This window comes from Microcoleus sp. PH2017_12_PCY_D_A (assembly GCF_020738565.1).
In the GTDB taxonomy this organism is placed as follows: Bacteria; Cyanobacteriota; Cyanobacteriia; order Cyanobacteriales; family Microcoleaceae; genus Microcoleus.
The window spans coordinates 14,095-39,130 of sequence record NZ_JAEQCI010000072.1 but is presented as its reverse complement, the minus strand read 5'-3'; the positions used below and the strand labels follow the sequence as shown (position 1 = coordinate 39,130).

At 45.7% G+C, this 25,036-nt stretch carries 18 protein-coding genes and 1 pseudogene; 9 read left to right on the top strand and 10 right to left on the bottom strand.

Annotated features, from left to right (window positions below; translation table 11 throughout):
• Positions 1-166: 166 nt before the first annotated feature.
• Entirely contained in the window at positions 167-1,600 is a 1,434-nt protein-coding gene (locus JGK39_RS20985; RefSeq protein WP_293260767.1) for a pentapeptide repeat-containing protein, read from the bottom strand.
• A gap of 33 nt (positions 1,601-1,633) precedes the next feature.
• Entirely contained in the window at positions 1,634-3,436 is a 1,803-nt protein-coding gene (gene ribBA / locus JGK39_RS20980; RefSeq protein ID WP_293260765.1) for a bifunctional 3,4-dihydroxy-2-butanone-4-phosphate synthase/GTP cyclohydrolase II, read from the bottom strand.
• A 425-nt stretch (positions 3,437-3,861) separates the two neighbouring features.
• Between ribBA and JGK39_RS20975 the strand changes: the two genes are divergently transcribed.
• The 4 genes from JGK39_RS20975 (at position 3,862) to JGK39_RS20960 (ending at position 7,234) form a co-directional block, all read left to right on the top strand.
• Positions 3,862-4,122, top strand: a complete 261-nt coding sequence (locus tag JGK39_RS20975; RefSeq protein ID WP_293260762.1) for a type II toxin-antitoxin system ParD family antitoxin — start codon at positions 3,862-3,864, stop codon at positions 4,120-4,122.
• Between the two features lie 332 nt (positions 4,123-4,454).
• Positions 4,455-5,819 carry a DUF4339 domain-containing protein gene (locus JGK39_RS20970; protein ID WP_293260759.1) on the top strand — a complete coding sequence of 455 codons (1,365 nt, stop codon included), beginning with the start codon at positions 4,455-4,457 and terminating at the stop codon, positions 5,817-5,819.
• A 160-nt stretch (positions 5,820-5,979) separates the two neighbouring features.
• The gene (locus tag JGK39_RS20965) at positions 5,980-6,201 is read left to right on the top strand and encodes a hypothetical protein (RefSeq protein ID WP_293260756.1); all 222 of its coding nucleotides are present in this window, start codon (positions 5,980-5,982) and stop codon (positions 6,199-6,201) included.
• A complete protein-coding gene (locus tag JGK39_RS20960; RefSeq protein ID WP_366048926.1) occupies positions 6,149-7,234 on the top strand; it encodes a transposase in 1,086 nt (361 codons plus the stop codon). Before JGK39_RS20965 ends, JGK39_RS20960 begins: the two co-directional genes overlap by 53 nt.
• 261 nt (positions 7,235-7,495) lie before the next feature.
• Here the strand turns inward: JGK39_RS20960 and JGK39_RS20955 are convergent.
• Positions 7,496-7,798: pseudogene (locus JGK39_RS20955) on the bottom strand (lipase); the annotation flags it as partial.
• 145 nt (positions 7,799-7,943) lie between these two features.
• Here JGK39_RS20955 and JGK39_RS20950 point away from each other — a divergent pair.
• Complete coding sequence (locus tag JGK39_RS20950) at positions 7,944-8,423, top strand: NUDIX domain-containing protein (RefSeq protein ID WP_293260753.1); 480 nt, start codon at positions 7,944-7,946, stop codon at positions 8,421-8,423.
• A gap of 560 nt (positions 8,424-8,983) precedes the next feature.
• Entirely contained in the window at positions 8,984-10,645 is a 1,662-nt protein-coding gene (locus tag JGK39_RS20945) for a hypothetical protein (RefSeq protein WP_293256707.1), read from the top strand.
• Positions 10,646-10,955: 310 nt separating this feature from the next.
• Here the strand turns inward: JGK39_RS20945 and JGK39_RS20940 are convergent, their stop codons facing one another.
• From JGK39_RS20940 to JGK39_RS20930, 3 genes are all read right to left on the bottom strand, one after another.
• The gene (locus JGK39_RS20940; protein ID WP_293256704.1) at positions 10,956-11,693 is read right to left on the bottom strand and encodes a class I SAM-dependent methyltransferase; all 738 of its coding nucleotides are present in this window, start codon (positions 11,691-11,693) and stop codon (positions 10,956-10,958) included.
• Between the two features lie 7 nt (positions 11,694-11,700).
• Positions 11,701-11,898, bottom strand: coding sequence for a hypothetical protein (locus JGK39_RS20935; protein WP_293256701.1), 198 nt, complete (start codon positions 11,896-11,898; stop codon positions 11,701-11,703).
• A gap of 300 nt (positions 11,899-12,198) precedes the next feature.
• Positions 12,199-12,423: a hypothetical protein gene (locus JGK39_RS20930; RefSeq protein ID WP_293256698.1), complete on the bottom strand. Its 225-nt coding sequence runs from the start codon at positions 12,421-12,423 to the stop codon at positions 12,199-12,201.
• Between the two features lie 221 nt (positions 12,424-12,644).
• Between JGK39_RS20930 and JGK39_RS20925 the strand changes: the two genes are divergently transcribed.
• Positions 12,645-15,188 carry a mannose-1-phosphate guanyltransferase gene (locus JGK39_RS20925; RefSeq protein WP_293256695.1) on the top strand — a complete coding sequence of 848 codons (2,544 nt, stop codon included), beginning with the start codon at positions 12,645-12,647 and terminating at the stop codon, positions 15,186-15,188.
• Between the two features lie 254 nt (positions 15,189-15,442).
• Complete coding sequence (locus tag JGK39_RS20920) at positions 15,443-15,994, top strand: single-stranded DNA-binding protein (protein WP_293256692.1); 552 nt, start codon at positions 15,443-15,445, stop codon at positions 15,992-15,994.
• 113 nt (positions 15,995-16,107) lie between these two features.
• Here JGK39_RS20920 and lipB read toward each other — a convergent pair whose 3' ends face one another.
• The gene (gene lipB, locus JGK39_RS20915) at positions 16,108-16,863 is read right to left on the bottom strand and encodes a lipoyl(octanoyl) transferase LipB (protein WP_293256689.1); all 756 of its coding nucleotides are present in this window, start codon (positions 16,861-16,863) and stop codon (positions 16,108-16,110) included.
• 151 nt (positions 16,864-17,014) lie between these two features.
• On the opposite strand from lipB, the gene raiA reads away from it, so the two are divergent.
• On the top strand, positions 17,015-17,668 hold the full coding sequence (raiA, locus tag JGK39_RS20910; RefSeq protein ID WP_293183475.1) for a ribosome-associated translation inhibitor RaiA: 654 nt from the start codon (positions 17,015-17,017) through the stop codon (positions 17,666-17,668).
• A 104-nt stretch (positions 17,669-17,772) separates the two neighbouring features.
• Here the strand turns inward: raiA and JGK39_RS20905 are convergent, their stop codons facing one another.
• The 3 genes from JGK39_RS20905 to JGK39_RS20895 form a co-directional block, all read right to left on the bottom strand.
• Positions 17,773-18,231: a peroxiredoxin gene (locus JGK39_RS20905; protein ID WP_293216157.1), complete on the bottom strand. Its 459-nt coding sequence runs from the start codon at positions 18,229-18,231 to the stop codon at positions 17,773-17,775.
• 106 nt (positions 18,232-18,337) lie between these two features.
• A complete protein-coding gene (locus JGK39_RS20900) occupies positions 18,338-21,994 on the bottom strand; it encodes a helicase-related protein (RefSeq protein WP_293256686.1) in 3,657 nt (1,218 codons plus the stop codon).
• Positions 21,991-25,035 (bottom strand): hypothetical protein, encoded by a 3,045-nt coding sequence (locus tag JGK39_RS20895; RefSeq protein ID WP_293256683.1) that lies wholly within the window; start codon positions 25,033-25,035, stop codon positions 21,991-21,993. The genes JGK39_RS20900 and JGK39_RS20895 overlap by 4 nt, the downstream gene beginning before the upstream one ends.
• Between the last annotated feature and the right edge of the window lies 1 nt (position 25,036).

Below are 25,036 nucleotides of genomic sequence, written 5' to 3'. Positions count from 1 at the left end.
ATTAGCTGATGTTATTAGTCCGCAGTCTTTATTCTACAGTTGTTAGTTGTTACCTGATGTTATTAGTCCGCAGTCTTGCTCCTACTTCGTTGTTAGCTGCTAACGGCTAATAACTGCTGACTAATGACTAATGACTGATGACTGATGACTAATGACTGATGACTAATTACCATTCCGATTCTAATGGCAGTTCAAAGAAACTCGGATTCAGCTCTACATCGGTCAAATCCGTTTCGCTCAAATAAGCATCGGTCAAAGATACCCCTTTCAAACTTGCGCCCTTCAGGTTAGCACCTTTCAGGTTAGCACCTCTGAGATTAACTCGGAATAAATGAGCATCGCTCAAGTCTACCTCAGTTAAATCGGCTCCCTCCAAATTTACTCTCATCAAATCTGCTTTTCTGAGATCGGCTTCGTTTAACTTCGCGCCGCTGAGGTCAGCTTTTGTCAAGTCTACACCTCTCAAGTCGGCGCCGCTCAAGTTAGCGAACAGCAAAGTAGCTCCGGTGAAATCTGTTTCCCTCAAATCTGCATCGCTCAAATTAGCGCCGCTGAGGTCGGCCCTTGTTAAGTCTACACCCCGGAGGTCAGAAGAACTCAAGTTTACTTGGTGCAAAATTGCGCCGCTTAGATCGGCTCCTCTCAAGTCTGTTCCCTCCAAGTTTGCACCTTTGAGGTAAGCTTTTTTTAAGCTAGCTTTACTGAGGTCTACATTTTTGAGATTGACCGAACTCAAGTTAGAAGCGCTCAAATTAGCTCCGCTTAAATCTGACCCGTTTAAGTCGGCTCCGGTTAAGTTTACCCCTTGCAGCGATACATTGGGAGCAATTAAATAAGCTCCGCCCAGACGGGGGTCAATACCTTCTGAAAACAATGTTTGGTTGCTGTAAACAGCTTTTTCTAAAATGACGCCGCTGAGACTGGCTTCCCTCAAGTCCGCTGCGCTGAGGTTGGCTCCTGCTAAGTTTGCCCGATCGAGTTTCGCTCCAAATAAAATAGCTTTATATAAGTTTGTCCGCCGCAAATCGGCTCCTTTTAAATCGGCTCCGGTCAAATCTACCATAGCCAGATTTAATCCCGGGAGCGAGGCATTGGGAGCTAACAAAATTGCTCCCATTGCAGCGGGGTCAATCTCTTCGGGAAAGATAGTCCGGTTGTTGTAGACTGTCTTCTCTAAAATAGCGCCAGTCATCTGAGAACCGCGCAAATCTGCTCCGCTGAGATTGGCTCTGGTTAAGTTGGCTTGTTGGAGATTTGCTCCAACTAAATTGGCCTTGATCAAACTTGCTTGTTTGAGGTTGGCTCCCGTGAGTTCCGCTCCTACCAAAGTAGCTTCTCGGAGGAAAGCACCTGTCAAATCGGTTCTGGTGAGGTTAGCTAAATTCAGAAACGACTCAGCTAAATCCGCACCGCTGAGATTGGCGCGGGTGAGATCTGCTTCGATCAGATCTGCATACCTGAGAATTGCGTCGCTGAGATTGGTTTCTCGGAGGTCTGTTCCCCTGAGGTTGGCTCCCCGGAGTTCCGCACCGCCGAGGTTGGTGCCTTTAAGCGGTTGTCCCCTGAGGTCGAGCCGGTGCAAAAAGTCACCAACGTTCATTTCCATGTCGATTTGCCCTTTCTATTCTTGACCCTAGCTTGACATTCCGAGGGCAGAATCGGGAATAGGGGAAAAACTATAGATTTTTTGAGGTTGAAGCTTTGTACACGCGGACGCGACTTGTCCCAGGGGGAAGCTTTCGCGATCGAGCTGGACTTGCAGGATTTTGAGCGGATCTGCGCCGGAGGAAACCATGAATTCTAATGTTTGCAAGTCGGGATCTGTGCTGATCGAGTCGAGAATTTGGACGATCGCCCTGACGTAAGGATGATTTTGGTCCGAGTACCAGTCGGGGGCGGCGAGTCCGGCTTGATCGAAGCCAAGGTGAAAGATCGTGGAGCCTTCTCCGAACAGGGCTATACCCACCGGTCGGGCTTCTTCTTTCAGCAATAAATCGTGTTTTGCCGCCAAATGCCGCAGTTTTTCGAGGTGTTCGTACCGATTTTGAATGGCAGAATCTTCCTCTTTTCCTTCTTCCCCCGAACCTCTTCCTTCTTCCCCCGAACCTCTTCCTTCTTCCTTCTTCCTTCTTCCTTCTTCCTTCTTCCTTCTTCCTTCTTCCTTCGTTTCGTTCCACTGAATCGCCACTGTGACTAAATAAGTTTGCAGCAGCATATGACCGAGTTTTTCGGCTTTGGTTGCCAGATAGATCGAGTTGTAATCTGTGGCTTCAATGAGTAAGGGGACGCGATCGGCTACTTCAATGCCGTAACCTTTCAAACCGGCAATTTTGCGCGGGTTGTTGGTAATCAACCGAATTTTTTTCACTCCCAAATCGTTAAGCATTTGTGCTCCAACGCCGTAGTTCCGCAAGTCGGCGGGAAATCCCAGCCGCTCGTTAGCTTCTACGGTATCGTATCCGATGTCTTGCAGCGAGTAAGCTTTTAGTTTATTCACCAATCCAATGCCCCGACCTTCTTGGCGCAAGTAAACTATGACGCCGCAACCGGCATTTTCGATCATTTTCAGTGCCGCTTGCAGTTGCATCCGACAGTCGCAGCGCAAGGAGCCCAAAGCATCTCCGGTCAGACATTCCGAATGCACCCGCACCATCACGGGTTTGTCTTTAAATTCTGCCGGGTCGCCCTTGACAATGGCAACGTGTTCTGAGTTGTCTTGAGTGTCGCGGTAGGCGTAAATCATAAACTCGCCGAATTCAGTGGGCAATTTGGCGACTGTTTCGCGGCGGACAAATCGATCGTGCTTCAGTCGGTAGCTAATTAAGTCAGCAATGCTGATGATTTTGAGGTTGTGGGTTTTGGCGTATTCGATTAATTCCGGCAACCTCGCCATGGAACCGTCGGGGTTTTGAATTTCGCAGATGACGCCGCTGGGATAGAGGCCGGCGAGTCTGGCGAGGTCAACGGAGGCCTCGGTGTGACCGGCGCGTTTGAGGACGCCACCGTCGATCGCCCGCAGCGGGAAAATGTGACCGGGACGGCGCAAGTCTTGAGGTTTGGTATCCGGGTGGATGGCTACTTGGATGGTGCGGGCCCTGTCTTCGGCGGAGATGCCGGTACTGACGCCGTTGACTGCATCGATGCTGACGGTAAAGGCAGTTTGGTTCTTGTCGGTGTTTTTGCTGACCATCAGGGGCAGTTCGAGGCGATCGAGCCTTTCGCCGCTTAAGGCCAGACAAATCAAACCCCGGGCGTTCACTGCCATAAAATTGATGTTGTCAGGGGTGGCGAATTGGGCGGCACAAATCACGTCGCCTTCGTTTTCGCGGTTCTCGTCATCGACTACTACCAGCATCCGACCTGCTTTCAGGTCTGCGAGGGCGCTGTCAATTGAGTCAAATTGAAAGGATTGAGTTGAGGTGTTGTTATTTGGCACTGAGGAGTTCAAGCGATAAACTGTATTGTTATCGAAATAGAATGTATTTTTGATTGTAACCTTTTGTTTCCGGCTGGGTGATTCTCCGAGCCAGATGAGTTTAACACCTTTTTTGAGCTTGTTTACTATAAATCTTGCTTTTTGTCAATCAAAAAATGACCGGAGTATTTAATGAGTTCGATCGAGATTGCGAGGCTTTTAGGGAAAGAGAAGGAAAATTATGTTGACTCTAAATCCGAATTTTTCAGATAAAAATACGATCGCGTTATGGCGCGGTTGAGTTGTTGATTTAGCAATTGTGGCGATGACGAAAGCAGCGACAAGCGATCGGATTGGCAATTCTCACCTATGATTTTCGGGCGATCGAGAGTACGCGGATGTAGCGCTATTGTTAAAATATGAATCTGTCTGAGGGAGGTGGCGTAATGAATATTACTTTAAGTCCAGAGCAATTGCAATTGATCGAGGCGCAATTGGCGCAGGGGCAGTTTAGTTCGCCTGGAGAGGTAATCACCAAAGCCCTCCAGACTCTGGCGCAAACCCAGAAGCATTATTCGGAGTGGGAGGAGGAAGTGCGTCAGTCGATTGAGGAAGCGGAGGCGGAACTATCGCGGGGTGAGGGAATTCCCTTAGAGACTGTGCCAGAACAATTGCAGGAAAAGTTTCGCAAGGCACGAGAGGTTTAGGGATGAGCCAATGCTTTGTCTCTCCAACTGCTAGCCGAGACTTGGATGCGGGCGATTATTTTGTGGCTCGCAATATCGAGGCTGGTGAGCGGTTGCTTCGGGAGTTTGAGGCAGTAAACAAGATTGCATAAATCTTGGATTGATACAAAAACCGCAGATAATGGCAGATAAACACAGATTAACGCAGATAATTTTAGATAGTTTTCGACTGAATGCAAGATGTCTAATGTTTCCCGACGAAACCTGAGCGGTGGGAAAACTCAAGACTAAAGCAATTGCCTAAGCTCAAGTGTAGTGGGACAATATTGATATCCGCTTCAATTGTCCCTCTCATGAATAACTGGCCGAAGTTCCTCCCCTTTCCTGCATCCTGGGCAAAAGGTTTTGCCTTGAGCAGTGGCTTTTGGCTGATTGTTTCGGTACTGCTGCCTGGATATTATTACTACTACAGATTTAGCACAGTCTACTGGCGCAACATCATCAGCAGTTCTGACTTTGAAGGCGCGATCGCCTTTGCTTGGTTGTGCCAAATCCCGTTATTTGCTTTCTACCATTGGGGATTAGCTAAATTTGCTGAGTGGGTGGAAAGTCGCAGCCAGAACCAACCGCCGACAGTAACAGTATCGCCTTGGCTGCACTGGAGGGAAGGGTTTATCGCATTTGCTACGCTACCTGCTGCGATCGTGATGGGAATTCCGGCGATCGCGCTTTTGATGCTGCCGCTCAGGGATTCTTCGGGCGCGATCGTTGCTTTAATTCTAGGAACTGCGATCGCATCTGCTTATTTGTATCACTTCCGCTTTGCAAAGCTGCTTAAAATTATTCTCAAATTCCTAGGGATTTTCTATGCATACTTGCTCAAGATATTGCAAATTCTGTTAGTTCCAACACTAACCGGTACGCCGTTTTTTGTGCTGACTTTTGTGACGGCCCCAATGGTGCCAAAACAGCTACTGCCGCTGACAACCTTTCTATTAGTTATTTCTGTGTTTCTGAGCGGCATAGTCGGATATGCAGCTTTGCAGTATTGGTCGGCGCATTTAGTTAATTGGGCCGCGAAGTGGTGGCCGGCCTACTCTCCTGGTTACAGTCGGATTCAAGCTCGAAAAGCGTGGAAACACAACAAAACAGCAGCCAGTCAATCTTTTGTCCGGCATACAACCAGTTGGCATTTAGCGGCGAATGATACTACCTACCTAATTTATTTCAATTTGAGTGCGCTCGTCTTTGGTGCGATCGCTTCTGCGGTATTTGGAGAGCCGTCTGAATGGTCAGAAACAGAGGAAGAGATGTTAGGATCTGCCGTGGCGCTCGTTTGGGTGGCACAGTGGCATTTCCGGGGGTGGCCGCGCGAAGTAGCAATTGCTGGCGGGGAAGCCTCAGCCAAAAAGACCTCGCGCGATCGTAATTTACCCGCTGCCGATCCGGTTGAAGTCGAACTCAACCAGCTTGCAGCCGAGTTCGGCGATGCTCGGATGAGGCCTGTCAGAAAACCCGCGCCAGCAACTAAAAAGCCTAAGTCACAGCAGGCTCAGTGGTACGTATTCCGCAGCGGTAAAGCCGAGGGGCCTTATACTAAGCGGCAGTTGCGAGATGTGCAGAAGATTACCGATCGCACCAAAGTACGCCGCGGTGAAACCGAGTGGCAGCGCGCTGGTGAAATTCCAGAATTAGCAGCGTATCTGACTGAGAAATAAGAAAGTGCGATCGGCAAAGGTTGCTATAGCCTATAAATCACTCATCTTACCGAAAATGTTGGGTTTAAAGCCCCGTCCTTCAAGGACGGCTTTTATTTAATTTTAGGACGAGCGGGTAAATTGTGTTAAACTAAAAACATCCAAGGTCGAGGATAAACAAATGCTAGTTGTTGAAGCTCAACTCAAAAACGGAACTCCCAAACAATACTCCCTTCTTGATGAAGCTATTAGAACAGCACAATTCATCAGGAACAAATGTGTTAAATATTGGATGGAAAACAAAGGGGCAACGAGAAATGATCTCCAAAAACTCTGTTCCGTTTTAGCTTCTGATAAGGCAACTCCTTGGGCAGACAAGCTTAACTCTCAAGCAAGGCAATAAGCGTGCCGATCGAGCATGGCAGGCTATATCAAGGTTTTATGCCAACTGCCGTAATACATCAGTAAAAAAGAAAGGGTTCCCTAAATTCAAAAAGCATAGCCGTTCCGTTGAATATAAAGTAACCGGCTATAAACTTTCTGACGGTCGCAGAAAGATAACTTTTAAAGATGGATTTCAAGCTGGAACATTTGACCTCTGGTGCAGTCAAAAAACACTCGTTTATTACTCAGAACAACAAATTAAGAGAGTTCGAGTAGTAAGACGGATTGATGGCTACTATTGTCAGTTTTTGATTGACTACTCGAGAGAAGAGAAACACGAATTCACTGGGTCGATTGTAGGAATCGATCTTGGATTAAAAGAGTTTTATACAGATTCTAACGGGAATACCGTAGAAAACCCTCGCTATCTTAGAAAATCCGAAAAAAGACTAAAAAAGGCACAGCGAAAGTTATCTAAACGTTTCCAGAAGGGAAAGAAACAATCTAATAACTATCACAAACAAAGAAAAAGAGTAGCCAAACTACATCTTAAAGTTTCTAGGCAGCGTAAAGACAAGGCGATAAAAAATGCTTTGGCGTTAGTCCAATCTCACGATTTGGTAGTCTATGAAGCCCTGAAGGTGTCAAATATGGTTAAAAACCATAAGCTTGCCAAAAGTATCAGTGATGCGTCTTGGTATCAATTCACAATTTGGGTAAATTATTTTGCCAAGATACATAAGATAACCTGCATCGCTGTACCACCGCATTTCACAACTATTGATTGCTCAGTTTGTGGGACAAAAGTCGAGAAAACTTTAAGTACCAGAACTCATCAATGCCAAAGATGTGGAACAGTTTTAGACAGGGATCGCAACGCAGCAATCAACATTCTTAAAAAAGGGTTGCAATACTTGGGGAAATACCTCAACGGTACTGTTGGGCAAACAGAAACCGACCCAAACGCCTTGGGAGAGTCCGACCTCTGGGTTTTTAATAGAGATATTGAAGATTTAAGCCGTCTCGTTGAGCAAGGAATCCCAACTCGGTGACGATGGGAGAATCCCCATGCCTTCAGGCTGGGGAGTATGTCAAAAGATTCGTTTTCGTACTTGAGCGAAAAACGAGTTCTTTTTCGGTAAGCTGTACGCAATAAGCAGACTCAACATTGTAAGTCAAGTGAGCGAAAAATGAGCGAAAAGTCTAATCTAATCACTGCAAGCACCTCAGTCGATTATCTGATTGGCTGTGAGCGGGTACTGGACTGTCTGAAGGATGCACACAAAGAAAGTCCTAAAGGGGTGGGACTAAAACACGTCTTTGTGAATCGTGTAAGGCTTTTCGCCTAAATAAATCCGAGAAATCCAGCCGCCTGCGGGATGACCGACGAGATTGATCTGTTGGCAGCCGTATTGCTGTAACATCTGTTTGACCGTGCGATCGAGCTGTCGCAAAATTAGCACCATCGATCGCCCGCCGAAAGTCGGCAACCAATCTGCCTTGCTCAGTGGTACTGTTACAGTTGGGAAACCGCGATCGACCAAAGATTTTTCTAATTCCCCACAGTCTGAAGCAGCAGCAAAATATCCTGGCAAAATCACGGTAGGTAATGGCATTATCAATTTTTGATTTTTGATTTTTGATTTGGCGGTCGGGGTGCTAGGATCTATTTTTCAAGTTCAAAGACGCTTGCCGAAGCATCTTTTGGATGGCTAACATCTCTCGCTCGTTAAACTTTTTGCTTGGGGAATATCTACTTCTATGGCTCGCGAGCCGATTCCAACATTGTATTTTACCCTAGTTGTCGTTCACTTAGAAGACCGTTTTCTATTGGTACAAGAGCGCAAGTACGAGCAGCAGTGGTATCTGCCAGCAGGGCGAGTGGAAAAGGGCGAGACTTTGCTCGAAGCTGCTCAGCGCAATACCATTGAGGAAGCGGGCATTTCTGTGATCGTGGAGGGAATTCTCAGGGTAGAGCATACGGTGATGCCTAGGGGCAACGTGCGCCTGAGGGTGATTTTTGTGGCTCGTCCTGAAGATAAGACGCCGCCCAAGAGCAAGCCGGACGAGCATACTTTGTGTGCTGGTTGGTATTCTCTCAAAGAGTTAGACCAGTTGTCGCTGCGGGGAGAGGAAGTTCGCGAAATGTTTCAATATATGGCAAGCGGTGCTCCAATTTACCCGATCGACTTGCTGAGCGTTGAGGGAGCTCCTTTTAAAACTTACCGCTATCGGTGGTGAGAAGAAGGAAGTTCGGCAACGGATTATGTAACGGATGTAACGGATGGAAGGAAGAAGGAAGAAGGAAGAATGCTGCAACAGATGAGTAAGCCGATGGATTGGGGATTTTGGATTTAAAGCATGGCACCGAGGGATGAATCCGGTTCTGTAACCGAATTGGAAACGCCGATCGCTTGAACTGGTCGATCGTGTTTAATAAATTTGGTTGAGTTTTGGGCCCGTGAATTGTCATCAAGGCCGATCGGGCAACTTCGAGGGCGATCGTGCTAAAATCATACCTTTGAATTCCCAACAGCCACGTTTAAAATCACTCAAAATAAAAAAAATATCAATTAATAACTATAGCCTTTCGAGATCCCATATGAGGTACGACTGGCCTGGGTGGGCATAGGCCGCCGTGGCCTCCGCGGGCATACCTCACTACGCTTGATAACCGCTATATTAACTTCCAATTCCCCATTACCATTTCCCATTCCCCATTTCCAATTCCCAATGCCCTGCGCGGGCCAATGCCCTGCGCGGGCAAATTACCAATTCCCCATTCCCCACTCCCTATGGTCATGACTGACTCATCCTCCCTAGCCAACACCCTTTCCGAACCGCTGCGCCAGCCTTTTTGGTGGGCAGCCCTAGCTTCTGTCGGAATTCACGGAGTGCTCGGAGTAAGCGCCCCGACAATCTCAAACATCATCTATGGCGGAAATTCCTCAAAAAACATCCCCGGTTCCGTCGGATTCGTACAACTAACTCCCGCACAAGCCGGCCGCCTGCCACAAACCATACCACCGCGATCGACTAACAAGCCGTTTTCGATCGCACCAGTTCCCGTTCCCACCTCCCCCAAGTTAGCTCCCCCTTTGCCCCCCCCTCCAACAGTTAACTTGCCCGCCCTGCCGCCGGGAATGCCCCCTCCTGGATTCTTTGCGCCTCTCGATCCCCCCCTCCCCCCCTTAAGTGCCCCAACAGCGCCGCAGCCACAAGCTTCAGTTCCAAATCTCAAACCCCCCTCCCTCAAAACACCCACTGTCATCCCCCAAACACCTCCCAGCGGTTTGATTTTCCCGCCATTACCCGGTAATTTCGATCGCAATATCCCCCCACCGCCACCAGGAGTCACAGGCATTCCACAGATTCCGGGTGGCACCTCCGAAGATGAGGCGGAGACCCTCAAAAGGGTTATAGCCAGTAGAGGCGGACTCCCGCTATTCCCAGACGGAGCTCCAGTCTTTACCCCGGAATTCCCCATTGGTGGAAGAAATTCCGGGCCCGATGGAGCACCGAAATTCACTCAAAAAGATCCAAATAAACGGAATCTCATCGCAGAAACTCCCGAAGAAAGAATCAGGAGGCAACAATTTGACCAAGGACAGCAGCAGCTAGAACAGCAGGGAGTTCCCGGTTCAAACTTACCCAACGATAGAGAGACACTGCTTGCTGCTGCTAATACCTATGTTGCTTTGTTTAATGACTTCAAAAGAGCTTACCCCGACTTGGAAATGACGGGGCCGACTCCTGTGAATGTCGCTTATCCCAAAGAAGCTTGCTCGCAAAAACTCGAAGGAACGGCAGTTTTCGGAGCAGTTGTCAGCCCTCAAGGCTTGCTCAAGGCGGAGCCTAAGCCGATCGTCCCCACGGGTTACGGTATTCTCGATACTGCGGCTAAAACCGCGATTATTAACCCTACTCTGACATTTCAAGGAGCCAGCACCCACAAGCTTTACCAGTTGGCTGTCGCGTTTAAATACGACGAAAAAGTTTGCAGCGGCATTCCTGTCACCCCATCCACCACCCCAACCAGGCCCACAGGCCCGCAGCCGCTAGCGCCGGCCCCGACAGCACCCAACCCGACAGGCGAGCAGTCCCCAGCCCCTGCACAAGTGAAACCGCAGTTTGAGAAGCCGCCGGCGCCCTCTAACAAACCGCAGCCAGGGGCCCAACAGTCGCCACAGCCCTCACCAAAACCCGCAACCAAGCCGTCGCCCTCACCTCAACCGAAACCAGCCGCCGAACAATCCCCTTCTCCCCAACCGAAACCAGCCCCGGCAGTGTCGCCCTCTCCAGAAGTTGCGCCTTCTGCTGCCCCGGAAGTGTCGCCTTCTCCCGAAGCTGCACCTTCTTCCGCCCCGGAAGTGTCGCCTTCTCCAGAAGTTGCGCCTTCTGCTGCCCCGGAAGTGTCGCCTTCTCCCGAAGCTGCACCTTCTCCTGCTGCTACACCCAATTGATTGTTAATGGGGTGGGAATTAGTGGTGATTGGTGATTGGTGATTAGTCAGTAGGGTGCGTCAGTTGCCATATTTGTTGGTTATTAAACCTATTTATACTTATTGGCGCACCCTACTTTTTTAACTTGTTTTTTGCCGACTGAAGTCCTCACTACAAACTTGTTTTTTGCCGACTGAAGTCCTCACTACAAACTTGTTTTTTTTTTTGCCGACTGAAGTCCTCACTACAAACTTGTTTTTTGCCGACTGAAGTCCTCACTACAAACTTGTTTTTTGCCGACTGAAGTCCTCACTACAAACCTAATTACCTCTCAATTGTATTGGAGTTTGTACATTTGGAATAAGTCGCCGTTTTGCTTTTTTACTACTTTAGCACCGGCTGCTTTAATCATTTTTTCCCAATCTTCTATTGTCTCTAAAAATACTTCGCCTGCTCGATAAGTTTCCAAAATTGCCCAATCTTCTGCTAGGGGTGCATTGGGGTTGAGGACATCAAACACAAAGTGACCGCCCGGTTTTAATACTCGCTTTACTTCTGCCATGACAATCTTCCAATAATCTATCGGAAAATAGCAGCTAAAGCCTGTGGCGATGCACAAGTCAAATTGATCCTCTTCGTAATTTAAGCGATGAGCGGGAGCCAATTCTACGCCTTTAAATAGCTTGGAATTGAGTTGAGGGCCGCGAGCGTTTAAGGCATCTCGGGCGGCGCTGCTGATTTCTTGACCGTAAAAAAGCGCTTCCCACTCCCGCCAAGGATAGATCAGAAAGCTGACTCCGCAGCCAATATCTAAACAGCGTTGATTTTTTTGGGGTTTGGCAATTTTCCAGAAGGGAGATACTGTTTTTTCTTGGAGTGTTCCGGCGACTGATTCTAGGAAAATCGGCATTGCTTCGACTTCTTCGGGTAAGGCGAATGCTTCTTCTCGATATTCGCGATCGAACCGAGATGCAACCTGCGACAGTAAAACTTGCCAGCTATCTGATTTTCCTTTGGCAAACCAAGTCTGCTCTTGACCTGCGACTGGGCGTTCGGACTTTTTAGACATTCTTTAATTACCTTCTAGAGCCTTTGAGTGCTTTTGTAAAGTTTTGACGGTAAGGCTTATTAAAAATTAACGCTGGCCACAGCAGCGATAGCTTCAGGCGATTGGCAAAACTTTTGTCGAAGTTCGTGCGATCGAAACCATTCCAAAATTTCCAAATACCGCCGCCGTAAGCGACTAGCAACACCAATCCTATTAACGGTTCCATCAAATAACTCCCTAAGCGACTGATTGGATTTTTTTGAGTCAGCGAGCCTGCATCGCTACTCTTAATCTATCATTTTTCAGCCCTCCTGGCGCACCCGATACCTGTAGCAATTCTACCTTCAGCTAGATACTTGAAAATCCCCGCTGGCCACAAACTTAAAAATATAGCAGAAGGAAGAAGGAATAAGGAAGAAGGAAGAAGGAAGAAGGAATAAGGAAGAAGGAATAAGGAAGAAGGAAGAAGGAGGAAGGGAAAAGGAAGAAGCCATATTCAGCAAGGCTTTCAGCAAGTAAGAAGGTCCTAACTGTCGGGCGCGGTTGATATAGCAGCAAGGAAATAGCTTTCAGGGTGCAAGCAAGAAGCGACTTTTGCTAAAAGTGATTCTGAGGCTTTACGCAACATTCCGTACAAATCGGAGTTCGAGCGCACAATTTCTCCACTCTCGTCCAAAAACGGATACAAGCCGCGACTTCTGTCATGGAGGGTCAAAAGTTTTTTAACCAGAGTTAAAGCTGCCAGATTCATCTGTAGAGTAAATCTCAAATCTCAAATCGACTTACCTGGCTAGTCCTGATTCGGTTGAACTTGGTTGCGGTTGAGGGACGACCTCGCTTCCCTTGGATTTTAGAGACGCGCGATAACTCAAACATAATAAACGCTGATAGTTAGTGCCCCACAAGTTACAGCAGGCAAACTTTTTCTAGCGGACAATAACGGTAGAGAGGTTTCTAAACAAGGAGGATTTTATGCGTGCAGTGCTGATGGCTGGGGGGTCGGGAACGAGGCTCAGACCCCTGACGTGCGATTTACCTAAACCGATGGTGCCGATTCTGAATCGCCCGATCGCAGAACACATTATCAATTTGCTAAAAAGGCATAATATTACGGAAATTATTGCGACGCTGCACTACCTTCCCGATGTGATGCGCGAATATTTTACTGACGGTGCCGACTTTGGCGTTCAAATGACCTACGCTGTGGAGGAAGACCAACCGCTGGGTACGGCGGGTTGTGTCAAAAATATTGCGGAATTGCTCGATCGAACTTTTCTAGTCATCAGCGGGGACAGCATCACAGATTTAGACTTGACGGAAGCTATCAAATTTCACCGCCGCAAGCAATCCAAAGCCACGTTAATTTTAACTCGCGTTCCCAACCCGATGGAATTTGGGGTGGTGATTGCGGACGATAATTACCGCATCAACCGCTTTCTGGAAAAGCCTTCTAGCAGCGAAATTTTCTCCGATACGGTCAATACCGGTACCTACATTTTAGAACCGGAAGTCTTGGACTACCTACCGGCAAATCAAGAGTGCGACTTCTCGAAAGACTTGTTTCCGCTGCTGCTGGAAAAAAACGAGCCGATGTACGGTTACATCGCGGAGGGTTACTGGTGCGATGTCGGCCAGTTGGATGTTTACCGGGAAGCTCAGTATGACGCGCTGCGGGGAAAAGTCAATCTGGATTTGAGCTATTACAACGAAGTTCGATCGGGACTTTGGGTAGGTCAAAATACTTTTATTGACGATAGCGCGATCGTCGAAGTACCCGCCATGATCGGCAACAATTGCCGAATTGGAGCCCGAGTCAAAATTAATGCGGGTTCAGTAATCGGAGATAATGTGACCGTCGGGGCTGATGCTAACATCAAACGTCCGATCGTCTGGAATGGAGCAATTATCGGCGAAGACGCTCACCTCAGGGCCTGCGTGATTTGCCGCAGTACCCGCGTAGACAGGCGCGCCCACGTCCTCGAAGGTGCTGTCGTCGGTTCTATGTCCATTGTCGGAGAAGAGGCGCAAGTCGGCCCTTCCGTGCGAGTCTGGCCGAGCAAAAATATTGAATCCGGCGCTCTGTTGAATCAAAATTTAATTTGGGGAGAACAAGCTAAACGGAATTTGTTCGGCCAGCGGGGCGTTCAAGGACTGGCCAATGTGGATATTACCCCGGAATTTGCCGTGAAATTGGGCGCGGCTTACGGTTCTACTTTGAAACCGGGGGCTTCGGTATCGGTTTCTCGGGATCAGCGCAGCATTTCGCGGATGGTTTCGAGATCTTTGATTGCGGGTTTGATGTCGGTGGGAATTAATGTGGTCAATTTGGAATCGACGGCAATTCCGATCGCGCGCACGGTTTCGTCTACGATCTCCATTGCTGGCGGCATTCACGTTCGCATTTCGCCCGATCGCTCCGACCACATTTTAATTGAATTCTTCGATATCAAAGGTATCAATATCACTAAAGCTGCGGAGAAAAAAATCGAGGGCGCTTATTTTAAGGAAGATTTACGCAGGGCTCTGATTCCCGAAATTGGAGATATGTCGTACTTTAACCAAGCACTCGACGTTTACAACCGGATGTTTGAGCGGCAGATGAATGTGGAGGCAATTCGCTACAGCAATTCTAAGGTGGTGATCGATTACGTTTACGCGGTTTCTGGAGCAATTCTGCCACAAATGCTCGCTAAGTTCGGCTGCGATGCGGTGGTGCTCAATGCCAGTCTCAAGCAGACTTCTCTGAGCAACGGGGAACGGGAATATTTGCTCGACCAACTCGGCCGGGTGGTGAAAGCACTCAGCGCTAATTTTGGCGTGCAGGTGTCTGCCAACGGCGAACAGCTTATTTTGGTAGACGAGTCGGGAATCGCGATTCGCGGGGAAATGCTGACGGCGCTGATGGTAAATTTGATGCTGACTTCCCATCCTAGAGGTACAGTAGTAGTGCCGGTGAATGCGTCTTCTGCGGTGGAGGCGATCGCCCGCCGCTATCAAAGCAAGGTAATCCGCACTAAGGCGAACCCAACTGCTTTGATGGAAGCCTCTAACAGGAACCCGAATGTGGTTTTGGGCGGCAGCGGCAATATGGGTTTTATATTCCCGCAGTTGCATCCGGGCTTTGACGGAATGTTCTGCATTGCTAAAGTGATAGAAATGATGACGATTCAGGAGCGATCGCTCGGACAGATCAAAGCCGAACTTCCCCGCGTCACCCACCGCAGCTACAGCGTCCGCTGTCCTTGGACAGTAAAAGGTTCGCTAATGCGGCATTTGGTAGAAACTCATTCGCCCGATCGTTTAGAATTAATAGATGGAGTGAAGATTTTTAACTACAGCGACGACAATTGGGTATTAGTTTTGCCCGATGCTAGCGAACCCACCGTTCATATCTTCGCCAACAGCGAGGATCGAGATTGGGTCTCTGAAACTTTGAAGGAGTACCGCGCCCTCGTCCACGATTTTGTCACTCAGGCCGAAGCTGCGGTTCGCCAAGATAAATTTGGTAACGGGTAATTGGGAATTGGGAATTGAGAATTGGGAATTGGGAATTGGGAATGGGTAATCGGGTATTATATTATGTCCGGTTATGCAACGATAATTCAGTTCTTAGTAAGGACTTTAGTCTTTATTAATTCATATATAAAGAGAGGACTAAAGTCCTCACTACAAACCCTCGCTTTCCCAATGACCTGTTTGGCCAATTCCCAACTCCCCAATGACCTGTTTGCCCAATGCCCAATTCCCAATTCCCAATTCCCAATTAAGTTATGAATAGCTGCATTTTAATGGCGGAAATAATTCAACAACCGCAACTCCGTTATACTCCAGACAATCAACTTCAAATCGCTGAAATGCTCGTGCAGTTTCCCGGCCCAAAACCTGAAGATCCGCCGGAACATTTGAAGGTGATAGGATGGGGCAATTTAGCTCAAGAAATTCACGATAAATATCGCGAGGGCGATCGCGTGATTATTGAAGGCCGACTGGGTATGAATACGATCGACAGAGATGGTATCAAAGAAAAGCGCGCTGAACTAACAGCCCAGAGAATTTACACTCTCGGCGCCGATGCGATGAGCGCTGCACCCGCAGCTAGAACCGCCCCCGAACCCGCTCAAATTCGATCCACCGCGCCCGCTAATGTGCCGAGCAATGTGGTTCCCATGAGTTCCCGAGGCCGCAGTTCTAACAGCGCTCCAGCCCCTGCTAAGGGCCCGTCTAGCTCGGATTGGAACTCGCATCAGTCTTCGGAGTCCGATCGCAAGCCTGGTTCCTCAACCGAAGCTGACAATCCCGATTACGATCCGATTCCGTTTTAATCACAGCCGTAGGGTGCGTCACTTTCGAGTTGTTCAACACTCCGCCGGAATGTTGAGAGTGACGCACCATCTATAGACTTATGGCATTCCCAAGAAGCTTTCAATTCTTGAAATTATCTGCGTCGATCTGTGTTTATCTGCCTTGCATCTGCGGTTAGTCTATCAATCAAAGATTTTGGCAACAAGTCTGATGATTCCGATCGCACAATTTCCACCCCAAAAACGCGAGCAAACTCAGCAACAACGATCGCCCTAACTCGATCGACCTCAATCCCCGGAATAAACTGCTCTAAACTACCAATCGGTCGATCGGGAATCCCGCAAGGTACAATTTGCCCAAAACCTGCCATATCCGGGCAAACATTCAAAGCAAAACCGTGCATCGTAATCCAGCGACTGACTTTAATGCCGATCGCACCCACCTTGCACCCATCCACCCAAACCCCAGTCATTCCCGGAACCCGCGAACCCTTCAGCCCGCAAACTTCCAGCACTCCCAAAAGCACTTCCTCCAACTGCCGCAAATACCAGTGCAAATCCTGCTGGTGGCGGCGCAAATTTAAAATAGGATAGCCCACCAACTGGCCAGGACAATGGTAAGTCACCTCCCCGCCCCGCTCAACTCGGTGCAACTCCGCATGAGTTTGGCTCGGGTCAAACTTCAGAAATTCCAACTTCGATCCCAGCCCCAAAGTGTAAACCGGCGGATGTTCCAGCAAAATCAGCACATCCGGCAAATCGGGATTGTCCCGGCGTTCTTGCACGAGTTTTTGCTGGATTTCCCAAGCTTGGGAGTAGGGTACTTGTCCCCAATCGAGGAGCAAGCACGGTTCGGGGATCGCAGGTTGATGAATGAGAGGGGAAATCATGAAAAAAATCAACAGTGTTTTTACGGAATATTTACGCAGTTAAAATCAAGAATTGTCAACATATGAAAAAAGATTTGGAAGATAAGTGTTTTCTAGAATACATAGTGCTATTGTATAAACTATACCCACGTTACAGAAGGGAGGGAGCTCTATGAAGCTTGTTATCCAGGGTAAAAATATAGAAATCACCGATGCCATTCGCGAGTACGTCAATCAAAAAGTTGAAAAGGCAGTTAGCCATTTTCAAACTTTGACGACGGAAGTGGATATCCATCTATCGGTGGCTCGTAACCCCAGGATCAATCCTAAGCAGACTGCTGAGGTGACTATCTATGCTAACGGCAGCGTGATTCGGGCTGAGGAAAGCACGGAAAGCCTGTATGCTAGCATCGATTTGGTCGCAGACAAGATAGCTCGTCAACTGCGGAAATTTAAGGAAAAACGCCACGACAACAAGACCCAGAGTAGTGCCAAAACGGTTACGGCAGTTGAAGAACATCCTGTAGTAGCAGATTTGATTGGCGATCGAACTCCCGAACTTCCACCCGAAGTAGTACGGACAAAGTATTTTGCCATGCCTCCAATGACTGTGCAAGAAGCTTTAGAACAATTGCAGATTATCGACCACGATTTCTATATGTTTCAGAATGCAGAAACAGGCGAAATTAATGTGCTTTACGAACGCAAGAGTCAAAGCGGCTATGGAGTTATCCAGCCTCGCAATGCTAACGGCCACGGTAATAGTAAGAATGGCAAAACCGCCCACAACGTAGCACATGAAAAATCAGGTGCTGCGAAAGGTTAGATAATTGCTAATAGCAAAGAGAGGACTAAATTCCTCTCTTTGTCTTACTCTTCCTCTGTGTTCTCTGCGCTCTCTGCGGTTAAATCAATCCGATCCAATCATATCTAACTTTTAATACTTTCCAAAGTTTTGAGAGATTCCGAAACGTGCGCCTTAAAATCCAACATCGAGTCAAAAATATGCTTGACAACACCTTGTTTGTCAATGACGTAAGTGACTCTACCGGGCATAATCCACATGGTAGCTGGAACCCCGTACAATTGCCGCACTTTATTGCCAGTATCGCTCAACAATGTGAAAGGTAATTGATATTTGGTGGCGAATTTTTGGTGAGACTGCTGCGAATCATCGCTAATCCCAATTACTTCTGCACCTGCGTCTTTGAAAACTTCATAACTATCACGAAAAGCGCAAGCTTCCGCAGTACATCCGGGCGTGTCATCTTTGGGGTAAAAGTAGACGATGACATTTTTTTTGCCTTTAAAATCCTTGAGACTGACTGATGAGCCAGTTTGAGATAATAAGCTAAAATCCGGTGCGATGTCTCCTACTTTGACAGTCATATTTATTTAAGTGAGTGTTTTGTTTATTGATTATTATACGGTAGTTACGGGAAGAGGATTTTGAACCGCAGATGAGGGCGGATGAGCGGAGATGAACGCAGATGGGTTAATTGGCATCTTTTGATAAAATCAAGTTGAGCACGTTTAACTCGTTGGAGCTCAACAGGTACTTATCTGTGAACATCTTGGCTCGACTTTGTTCTAAACTGTAGCTTCTAAATACGATAAATGGGAAATCTTGATATTTGTGTCCGATCGGCATTACACTATCTACAGGATACATTGCTCTCATATAAGCCGACAAAATCTCCCGAAACTGCCTGTCTTCCGGTTCTTCCAGGCTGCTGTCAGCAAAATACTCCTGCATTTCCTCCCCGCTAACGAAAGCAAACAGCGGTATGGCATAATAGCGATCGAACTGTTGGCTGAGTTGTTCAAAATACTGAGTTTTCTCCACATCGCCGTTGAGAAATTGCAAAAGCTCGATCGCACCTCCTGTTATAGCCGATCGTACATTCTCCGGGTACGACTTGCTATCCCTAATTAGACGCATTTTTTGCAGCAACCCATTATCTCTACATTTCTGAATTTGTTCGCGTAGTCGCATCTGGTATTTTTCCAGCAAATTTTGATTAGCTAGAGGCACTACTAACAAACTACCACAAATATGACCAATCTCTAGATGATCGTAACTCAGCAAACCATCCAGCGGATTGCACTTCTCCAAAAACTTCTTGTTAAAATCATCCCGCATTTCCAGATAGGAATCGCCCTTCTGACGAGAGTTATCAGAATTCGTCAAAACAAACTCCCCACGAGCCAAAAGCTCTTCTAGACTCGTATAAACCTCCTTTAACAGCTTATCTCCTCGGTAGCTTTCGCTCTTTAGCGTTTTAATCAAAGAAGCCATCTTGTTACTAAAAGTATCTCCCACTGCTGAAACCGACTTACCGCCGATGGGAATCATCACAAACTTTTCCCTACCTAAATAACCATATCCCAAAATTCGCGTCATTACCGCAGTCTTCAGAATTAGCAGTAAATTCAACAAACTCAACTTACTTTCTTGTAGGGAAAGTTCCGCATCATCAGCGTAATAAACTGCTGTATCAGACACGTAAAAAACCAACTCCTTGTCTTCACCGTCAAGGGTTTTACCCTGTTTATCTTCGCCGCGCCCCCGATAAATTACCTGTATTACTTCCATCAGATTTTTCTCAATCTGGAAGTGAGCAATATCTACTAAAATGTGCTTCGTTTTCGGGAAAGATAACCCGCGACTTCCAGATGCAGTCATAAAGATTACTTTAGCTGTATCTTTGCACTCTTGTATTTTTTGTTTCTCCTCTTCCGAGATATTCGCATGAATTTCTAGATAATCTTCAAACTGATTAAATTCTCGTTCTTTTTGAATCTTCTCAATCAATTCTGCCAATCTTTGCTTGTTTTGAATATAGACGATAATTTGTTCGACACCAGGTTGCGCCAATCGCTGATTGATATCCTGAATTATTTCAGACTGTACCCGTTTTACTAAATCATAATTCTCTTTTAAAGACGCATCTTCATTGTATTTAACAGTTTCTACAAATACCTTATAAGTTATTTCTAAACTGCGGGCTGGATAAGAATTGGCATTAATTACCGTTGCGGCTAGCCGTTTGAATTCAAAAGGAGTAACTTGTAAAGGTTCAATTACATCCGAATTTCTAGCTAACTTTTTAAAATAGATTTTATCTGGTTCTGGGGATGTATTTTCAAGGTGTTGTTTAATCACATCTGGGTCAACAATCGAAGCATCTGCTACAATAATTTTAGTATTAAAACCGTGTTGTGGATTATGCAACTCATGATTTTTAACCATCTTGGCAATTCCGGCCAAAAACTCAACGCCACCGTCATCTCCCGTAATTTCATCTATCATAATGAAAATATGTTTGATGCGGCTGGATATTTCTTGCATCTTAGACGTAATGACTCGTTTATCTCGTTTGTTGTAAGTATCTTGAAATATCTGTTCTAAATAATCAAGGGTACTTTGTCTATTTTCTTTCATCCTTAAAGATTGGATAGAAACGGTGGCGACAATATTATTAGAAGTTTTACAATTAATCAGGCTATAAATCCCATTGCAAATACTATTTAGCACTCCCATAGTTTTGAGGCTAGCTGGTTCAATTACGGTTTCATTCTTTCTGGCGATTTCTCGCTGGTGGTATTCTTTTACCTTATTTTCTGGATTGTCTTTGAGGAAATTAACCGTTTTTTGTGCGAAATTTTCATCGTGGCTATTCGAGTTATACTTGACTGTGCGCTTTCCCGAATAGCTGGCGATAATATCGGAATTTGTGTTAATACAGAATAACCGATTATCGCACAGCAAACCAGTATTTTTATCTTTGAATTTCTCGATGATATCTAAGTTTACTTGCTTGCGGGGACTGACATATAAGAATAGGAATCCGTCGTCGATATGTGTTTTCAGAAAATTTGCGATCGCAGTTGTTTTCCCAATTCCCGGATTCCCAGTCAAAAAGATATAAGTTTCATCAGATTGAAGCGCTTTCACAATCAATTGGGCGTGAGCATTTCTCAAATGCAAACCGCGATCAATTTGCAATTCGTCTGCCAGTTTATCTGATATAATATCAATGGAATTAACAAAATTGTCTATCCGTTCAGTATGACATACAGGTTGAGTAAGACTTTTCTCAATTGCTAAAAGAGAATCGACAAACTTTCGGCCTTCTTTGAAACTGCGAGCCGCGTTGAGTTCGATTACACCTAAAACTTCGGTGCGAGAATCACTAATTTCTTTGTTGGTAATTTCCTTTTGATAAATTTCGGCGCAAGTTGCTAAGAGCTTGAGTTTGTCCTGGCCTAGGGAAATTGTGCTAATATTGCGATCGCCATAACCCACCACATTAAACAAAACCTCAGCATCTTTTCCAAGGATACCTGTTTGTTGCAGAAACCCATAGAAACTGTGAGCATAGCTACCAGCCTGAATCAACTTAGTGCTTTCCTTATCCTTATACTTAAAAGCTGTGAAATAGCCTTTCAAATCCTCCGAGAAATCAACACCCAAAGTGCTAGTATCCATCCGCAGATTAGAAAACACACTTTTCGAGCGTAAATAGCTAATTTCTCTGAGCAAATACTTCCGAATCACCTCAATTTCATTGATATCCTCCGGTTTGGGAGCTAGCGTCGGAGAAAACACCGACAAATCGACGCAGAGAATTCTAAAATCATTCTCATACCGTAACAGCATCAGCGTATCAGCCTGCAAAAACTCGCCTTTTTTCGAGTAACGGCGGATGTACGAGTTAATCCGATCATCTAATAAACTAATTCTGGCAGTTGTCAACTGAGATAATAGCTGTTTAAATACTTTTTTTTCATCCTTATTGTAGGTTCTAATACTATTCTCATTACTAAAATTGCACTGACAATATACAATCTCCAACCGCCCCAAAGTCCAGCCTGTAGATTTGATGTACTCCCGGAAAAAGTTCAACCCACCAAGAAAGCCTTTTTGGACAAAAAACAAACTCCATTTCTCAGCGATTTCAGCATCTAAACTAGCCAGCAACTTAGCTTCTCCGATCATTTCCGCCATCATCTTTGGCAATTTGAGTTGCTGCAAATCCAGACGATAGGAATCTCCGAAATTATGAGCTAGCTTTTCCTTTTGGATATATGCCAGAATCCCGATATTGAATCCAACCTCAAACAGCCGTCCAAAATCTTCACTAATCATGATTGCGTACCTCCATCACCGACATTCAAGACTTCTCTTACCTTATTCAAAAAAGCCAGCGAGTTAAATTCTGCATTCCCACCCGCATGATTAAATATAGATAAAGCACCAACAGAATCATCGCCAATAATCCGCTCATAGGGATCTAGTTTCAAACTAATATTTTGGCGCGCTTCATACCTAGAAAAGTGGAAGATGGTAAGATAATGCAGCAAAGTATCTTTGATTTCACCACCATAAATCAAATCTTGGTGAAGGTCTTGGTCATCCAGAATCCCATCATATATATGCAATAGTGTTGAGTAGGAAATCACGCCGTTGTAAAAGTTTTTTTCTCCCGGCTGCTTGACTTTAATCCCGTTAAACAAGTTGAAAAATATCACAGCTTGCTGATTGCCTTTTGCAGACAATCTTTCAAGCTCCATTGCATCTTGAATGTAAAAAGATTTGCCTCGATCACCTAGGAAACTGCGGACAAAGTATTTATCAAAAAACATCGGATAAATTTTGATATCGCGGCGCTCTCCCTTCAAAGTTCGGAGCAATTTTCTTGACATCAAAGACATTTCTTCATCTTCCTCAGTCTTGGTAATATGCAGCGTACTCATGTAAGGTGCTTGCGAGATATATGCGAAATTCCGATATCCTTGCTGATCGAGCTGACTCATGACATCTTCAAGAATTACAGGTTCAGTATAAAGGCGGCTGACACTGTAATTCTCGGAAAAGGTTTTCAGCATTTCGACTTGAATTGTGCTATCATCTAGCTGATTGATTCCGACAACTTCTCCGATTAAGCTGGCTTGTCTTTGGAAGCGGTTTTGATTACCTCTTTTCGCATCGCTATCCCGACTGGAGACGACAATAATTGCTAACTTATCCAACTCTGGAGATAGCTGCACATTGTCGAAGCGAAACTTTTTAGGAAGGATGGAATACATGGAACTCAAACCGTTACGGACATGGAAACCATCAACTCTTTCTCTAATCCGAAATCCTTGAGAAGTTGAGCGGTGTTTTTCGCTCAAAATGTGAGATAATGTTTTGGAAAGTTTAGCCATAAATTCTTCAGATGGTGAGGGATGTTTATGGTAGCCTTCGTGAAGTCTCGCCATCGGAATAAATAAGTTTTCCGCCTTATTTTCTAGTAATATTCTCATGCAGATATAAGACAGCAGTAACATGGTAAACTTATAGACAAAAGCTGCCGCAGGTTGTAAACCTTTCTCGCCACTGTCTAGTCGTCTGTCGTTGTAGGGAAACAAGACTAATTTGGTATTAAAATGGTTTTTGTAGATGTCTCTAGAACGCTGGGCTTTAGGTGCAGAAAGTATCGGCAAAACATCGACACCTTCTATATTATACTCCATGCTGAAAGTTTGGCGTTCATCTGTGGGGAAATAACGCACATCTTCGATGGTAATATTAACTGGTAATTGACAGATTGCTGTTTCGCTGACAGTCGGCGGTTCGATGGCAATATAATGGAGTGTTTGCTTATAATTTCGCTCCATAATCTCATTGAAAAATTTACCATTCGTCAAAATATTGTCAATGTTTTCTAACAGACCCATTTTGAGGGTTACGTGTCTTGTTTCTGTTCGACTTGGTAAAATTGTCTGCCGTTCCAGAAAGCCTTTCAGCATTTTCTTGAGATGGCTGATTTTGTGCTTAATATTAAACTGCTTAAACCCTTTGATCAAGTTACGAAACAGCTCTCTTTTCGCCTCGTCGTCAGAACCTTTTAGGATTGGTAATACTCTTTGTTCAAAAATTGCGATCGGGTGATGATTGAGCTCAGCTTCAGCGTCGTAGTTTTGTGCTAGTGGATCGTGGCGAGAAGCAAACACAAAATAGTAGAGCAGTGCTATTCTTAAGACCTTACGGGCGAAGGTTTCGGTAATGGAATCTATAGAATCTTCCCCAATTGCTGCTTGGTGTTCTTCACTATCTGGATTTAGTAAATTTAGATAATATTCAAATGCTTCTTTTCCGCCGCGTGCTTGAACCGAGTTGTTAAATTTGATTTTGAAACCAAAAATAAATTTACGTTCGCTTTGAGGAGTATCGGTGCTTTCTCCCAAGCAACCTGCTACAATTGGGATAATTGGCAGTGCATCTAAAACTTCCGCTCTAGCAAAAATTTCTCTGTAATTAAATCGGAATCCTGCATAATTTACTTCGTATTCGCCATCAGCTTTACTGCTATCGTTGATATATTTTTCTAGCAATCTGAGCCGGCGAATCAAGTCTTCTAAATAGATGATGCCTACAGTATCTGTGCTGCTAGCGCGGATGTGTTCTAGCAGATACTCCAGATAAGTAATTTTTGCTTCTTTGTTAATTTTTCCGAGGGTTTCTTTGTCTACCAGTCGGATCAATTTGTAAAAATCTGAGTCGGGATTTTTAACCATCTCATCCAGACGATGGCTAAGTTCTTGCCTATCGTCGCTAGTATCGGCATTTTCCCTAATGTAGTTTTCCAAACCCTCTTTTAGCTGTCGTTCAAAAACATCAGTATTTCGCACCGCAATCGTCAATTTATGCAGCTTTAAAGTGGCGTGGCTACCAGAATCGAGAGGTTGCAAAGTTAGCTTTTCTTTTTCTAAAGAAGGGTGGCGTTTGCCAAAATCGTATTTAAAGCCTAACTCTTGACCATTTCCCCGAAAAGATGGGGAACTTAAAGGAGTAATTAAGCTAGTGACAAACTTTTCTATAGAAGCATTTTGTGGTAACTTATATTTTAATTGTTGTCGCAAACACTCTTTTATCTGCTTGATTCTGTTGCCAAAATGCTCCTCAACTTCCTGCGGAAAGTTCACAGTAGCACAATCTGCTTGACGTTCAAAGGAACCCAAGGGTTTCCGCACTTCTATTTTGGCAACGTCAGCAGCAATGGTATCAATATCGATAATTAGACGACGGGAATCGCCTGACACGCTAAAGGGATTGTTTCCCTGCAAAACTTCTAAAATTTTGTCCAGCAAATCACCATAGTCTACTGGAACTAAGTCGCTGTCGTCCAATCTTAAGATGTTCACC

Bases quoted from the DNA above. Each gene is read 5' to 3' on its own strand.
- JGK39_RS20985 (WP_293260767.1), bottom strand. From the start codon at position 1,600: ATGAACGTTGGTGACTTTTTGCACCGGCTCGACCTCAGGGGACAACCG.
- JGK39_RS20975 (WP_293260762.1), top strand. From the start codon at position 3,862: ATGAATATTACTTTAAGTCCAGAGCAATTGCAATTGATCGAGGCGCAA.
- JGK39_RS20970 (WP_293260759.1), top strand. From the start codon at position 4,455: ATGAATAACTGGCCGAAGTTCCTCCCCTTTCCTGCATCCTGGGCAAAA.
- JGK39_RS20965 (WP_293260756.1), top strand. From the start codon at position 5,980: ATGCTAGTTGTTGAAGCTCAACTCAAAAACGGAACTCCCAAACAATAC.
- JGK39_RS20950 (WP_293260753.1), top strand. From the start codon at position 7,944: ATGGCTCGCGAGCCGATTCCAACATTGTATTTTACCCTAGTTGTCGTT.
- JGK39_RS20945 (WP_293256707.1), top strand. From the start codon at position 8,984: ATGACTGACTCATCCTCCCTAGCCAACACCCTTTCCGAACCGCTGCGC.
- JGK39_RS20940 (WP_293256704.1), bottom strand. From the start codon at position 11,693: ATGTCTAAAAAGTCCGAACGCCCAGTCGCAGGTCAAGAGCAGACTTGG.
- JGK39_RS20935 (WP_293256701.1), bottom strand. From the start codon at position 11,898: ATGGAACCGTTAATAGGATTGGTGTTGCTAGTCGCTTACGGCGGCGGT.
- JGK39_RS20930 (WP_293256698.1), bottom strand. From the start codon at position 12,423: ATGAATCTGGCAGCTTTAACTCTGGTTAAAAAACTTTTGACCCTCCAT.
- JGK39_RS20925 (WP_293256695.1), top strand. From the start codon at position 12,645: ATGCGTGCAGTGCTGATGGCTGGGGGGTCGGGAACGAGGCTCAGACCC.
- JGK39_RS20920 (WP_293256692.1), top strand. From the start codon at position 15,443: ATGAATAGCTGCATTTTAATGGCGGAAATAATTCAACAACCGCAACTC.
- lipB (WP_293256689.1), bottom strand. From the start codon at position 16,863: ATGATTTCCCCTCTCATTCATCAACCTGCGATCCCCGAACCGTGCTTG.
- raiA (WP_293183475.1), top strand. From the start codon at position 17,015: ATGAAGCTTGTTATCCAGGGTAAAAATATAGAAATCACCGATGCCATT.
- JGK39_RS20905 (WP_293216157.1), bottom strand. From the start codon at position 18,231: ATGACTGTCAAAGTAGGAGACATCGCACCGGATTTTAGCTTATTATCT.
- JGK39_RS20900 (WP_293256686.1), bottom strand. From the start codon at position 21,994: ATGATTAGTGAAGATTTTGGACGGCTGTTTGAGGTTGGATTCAATATC.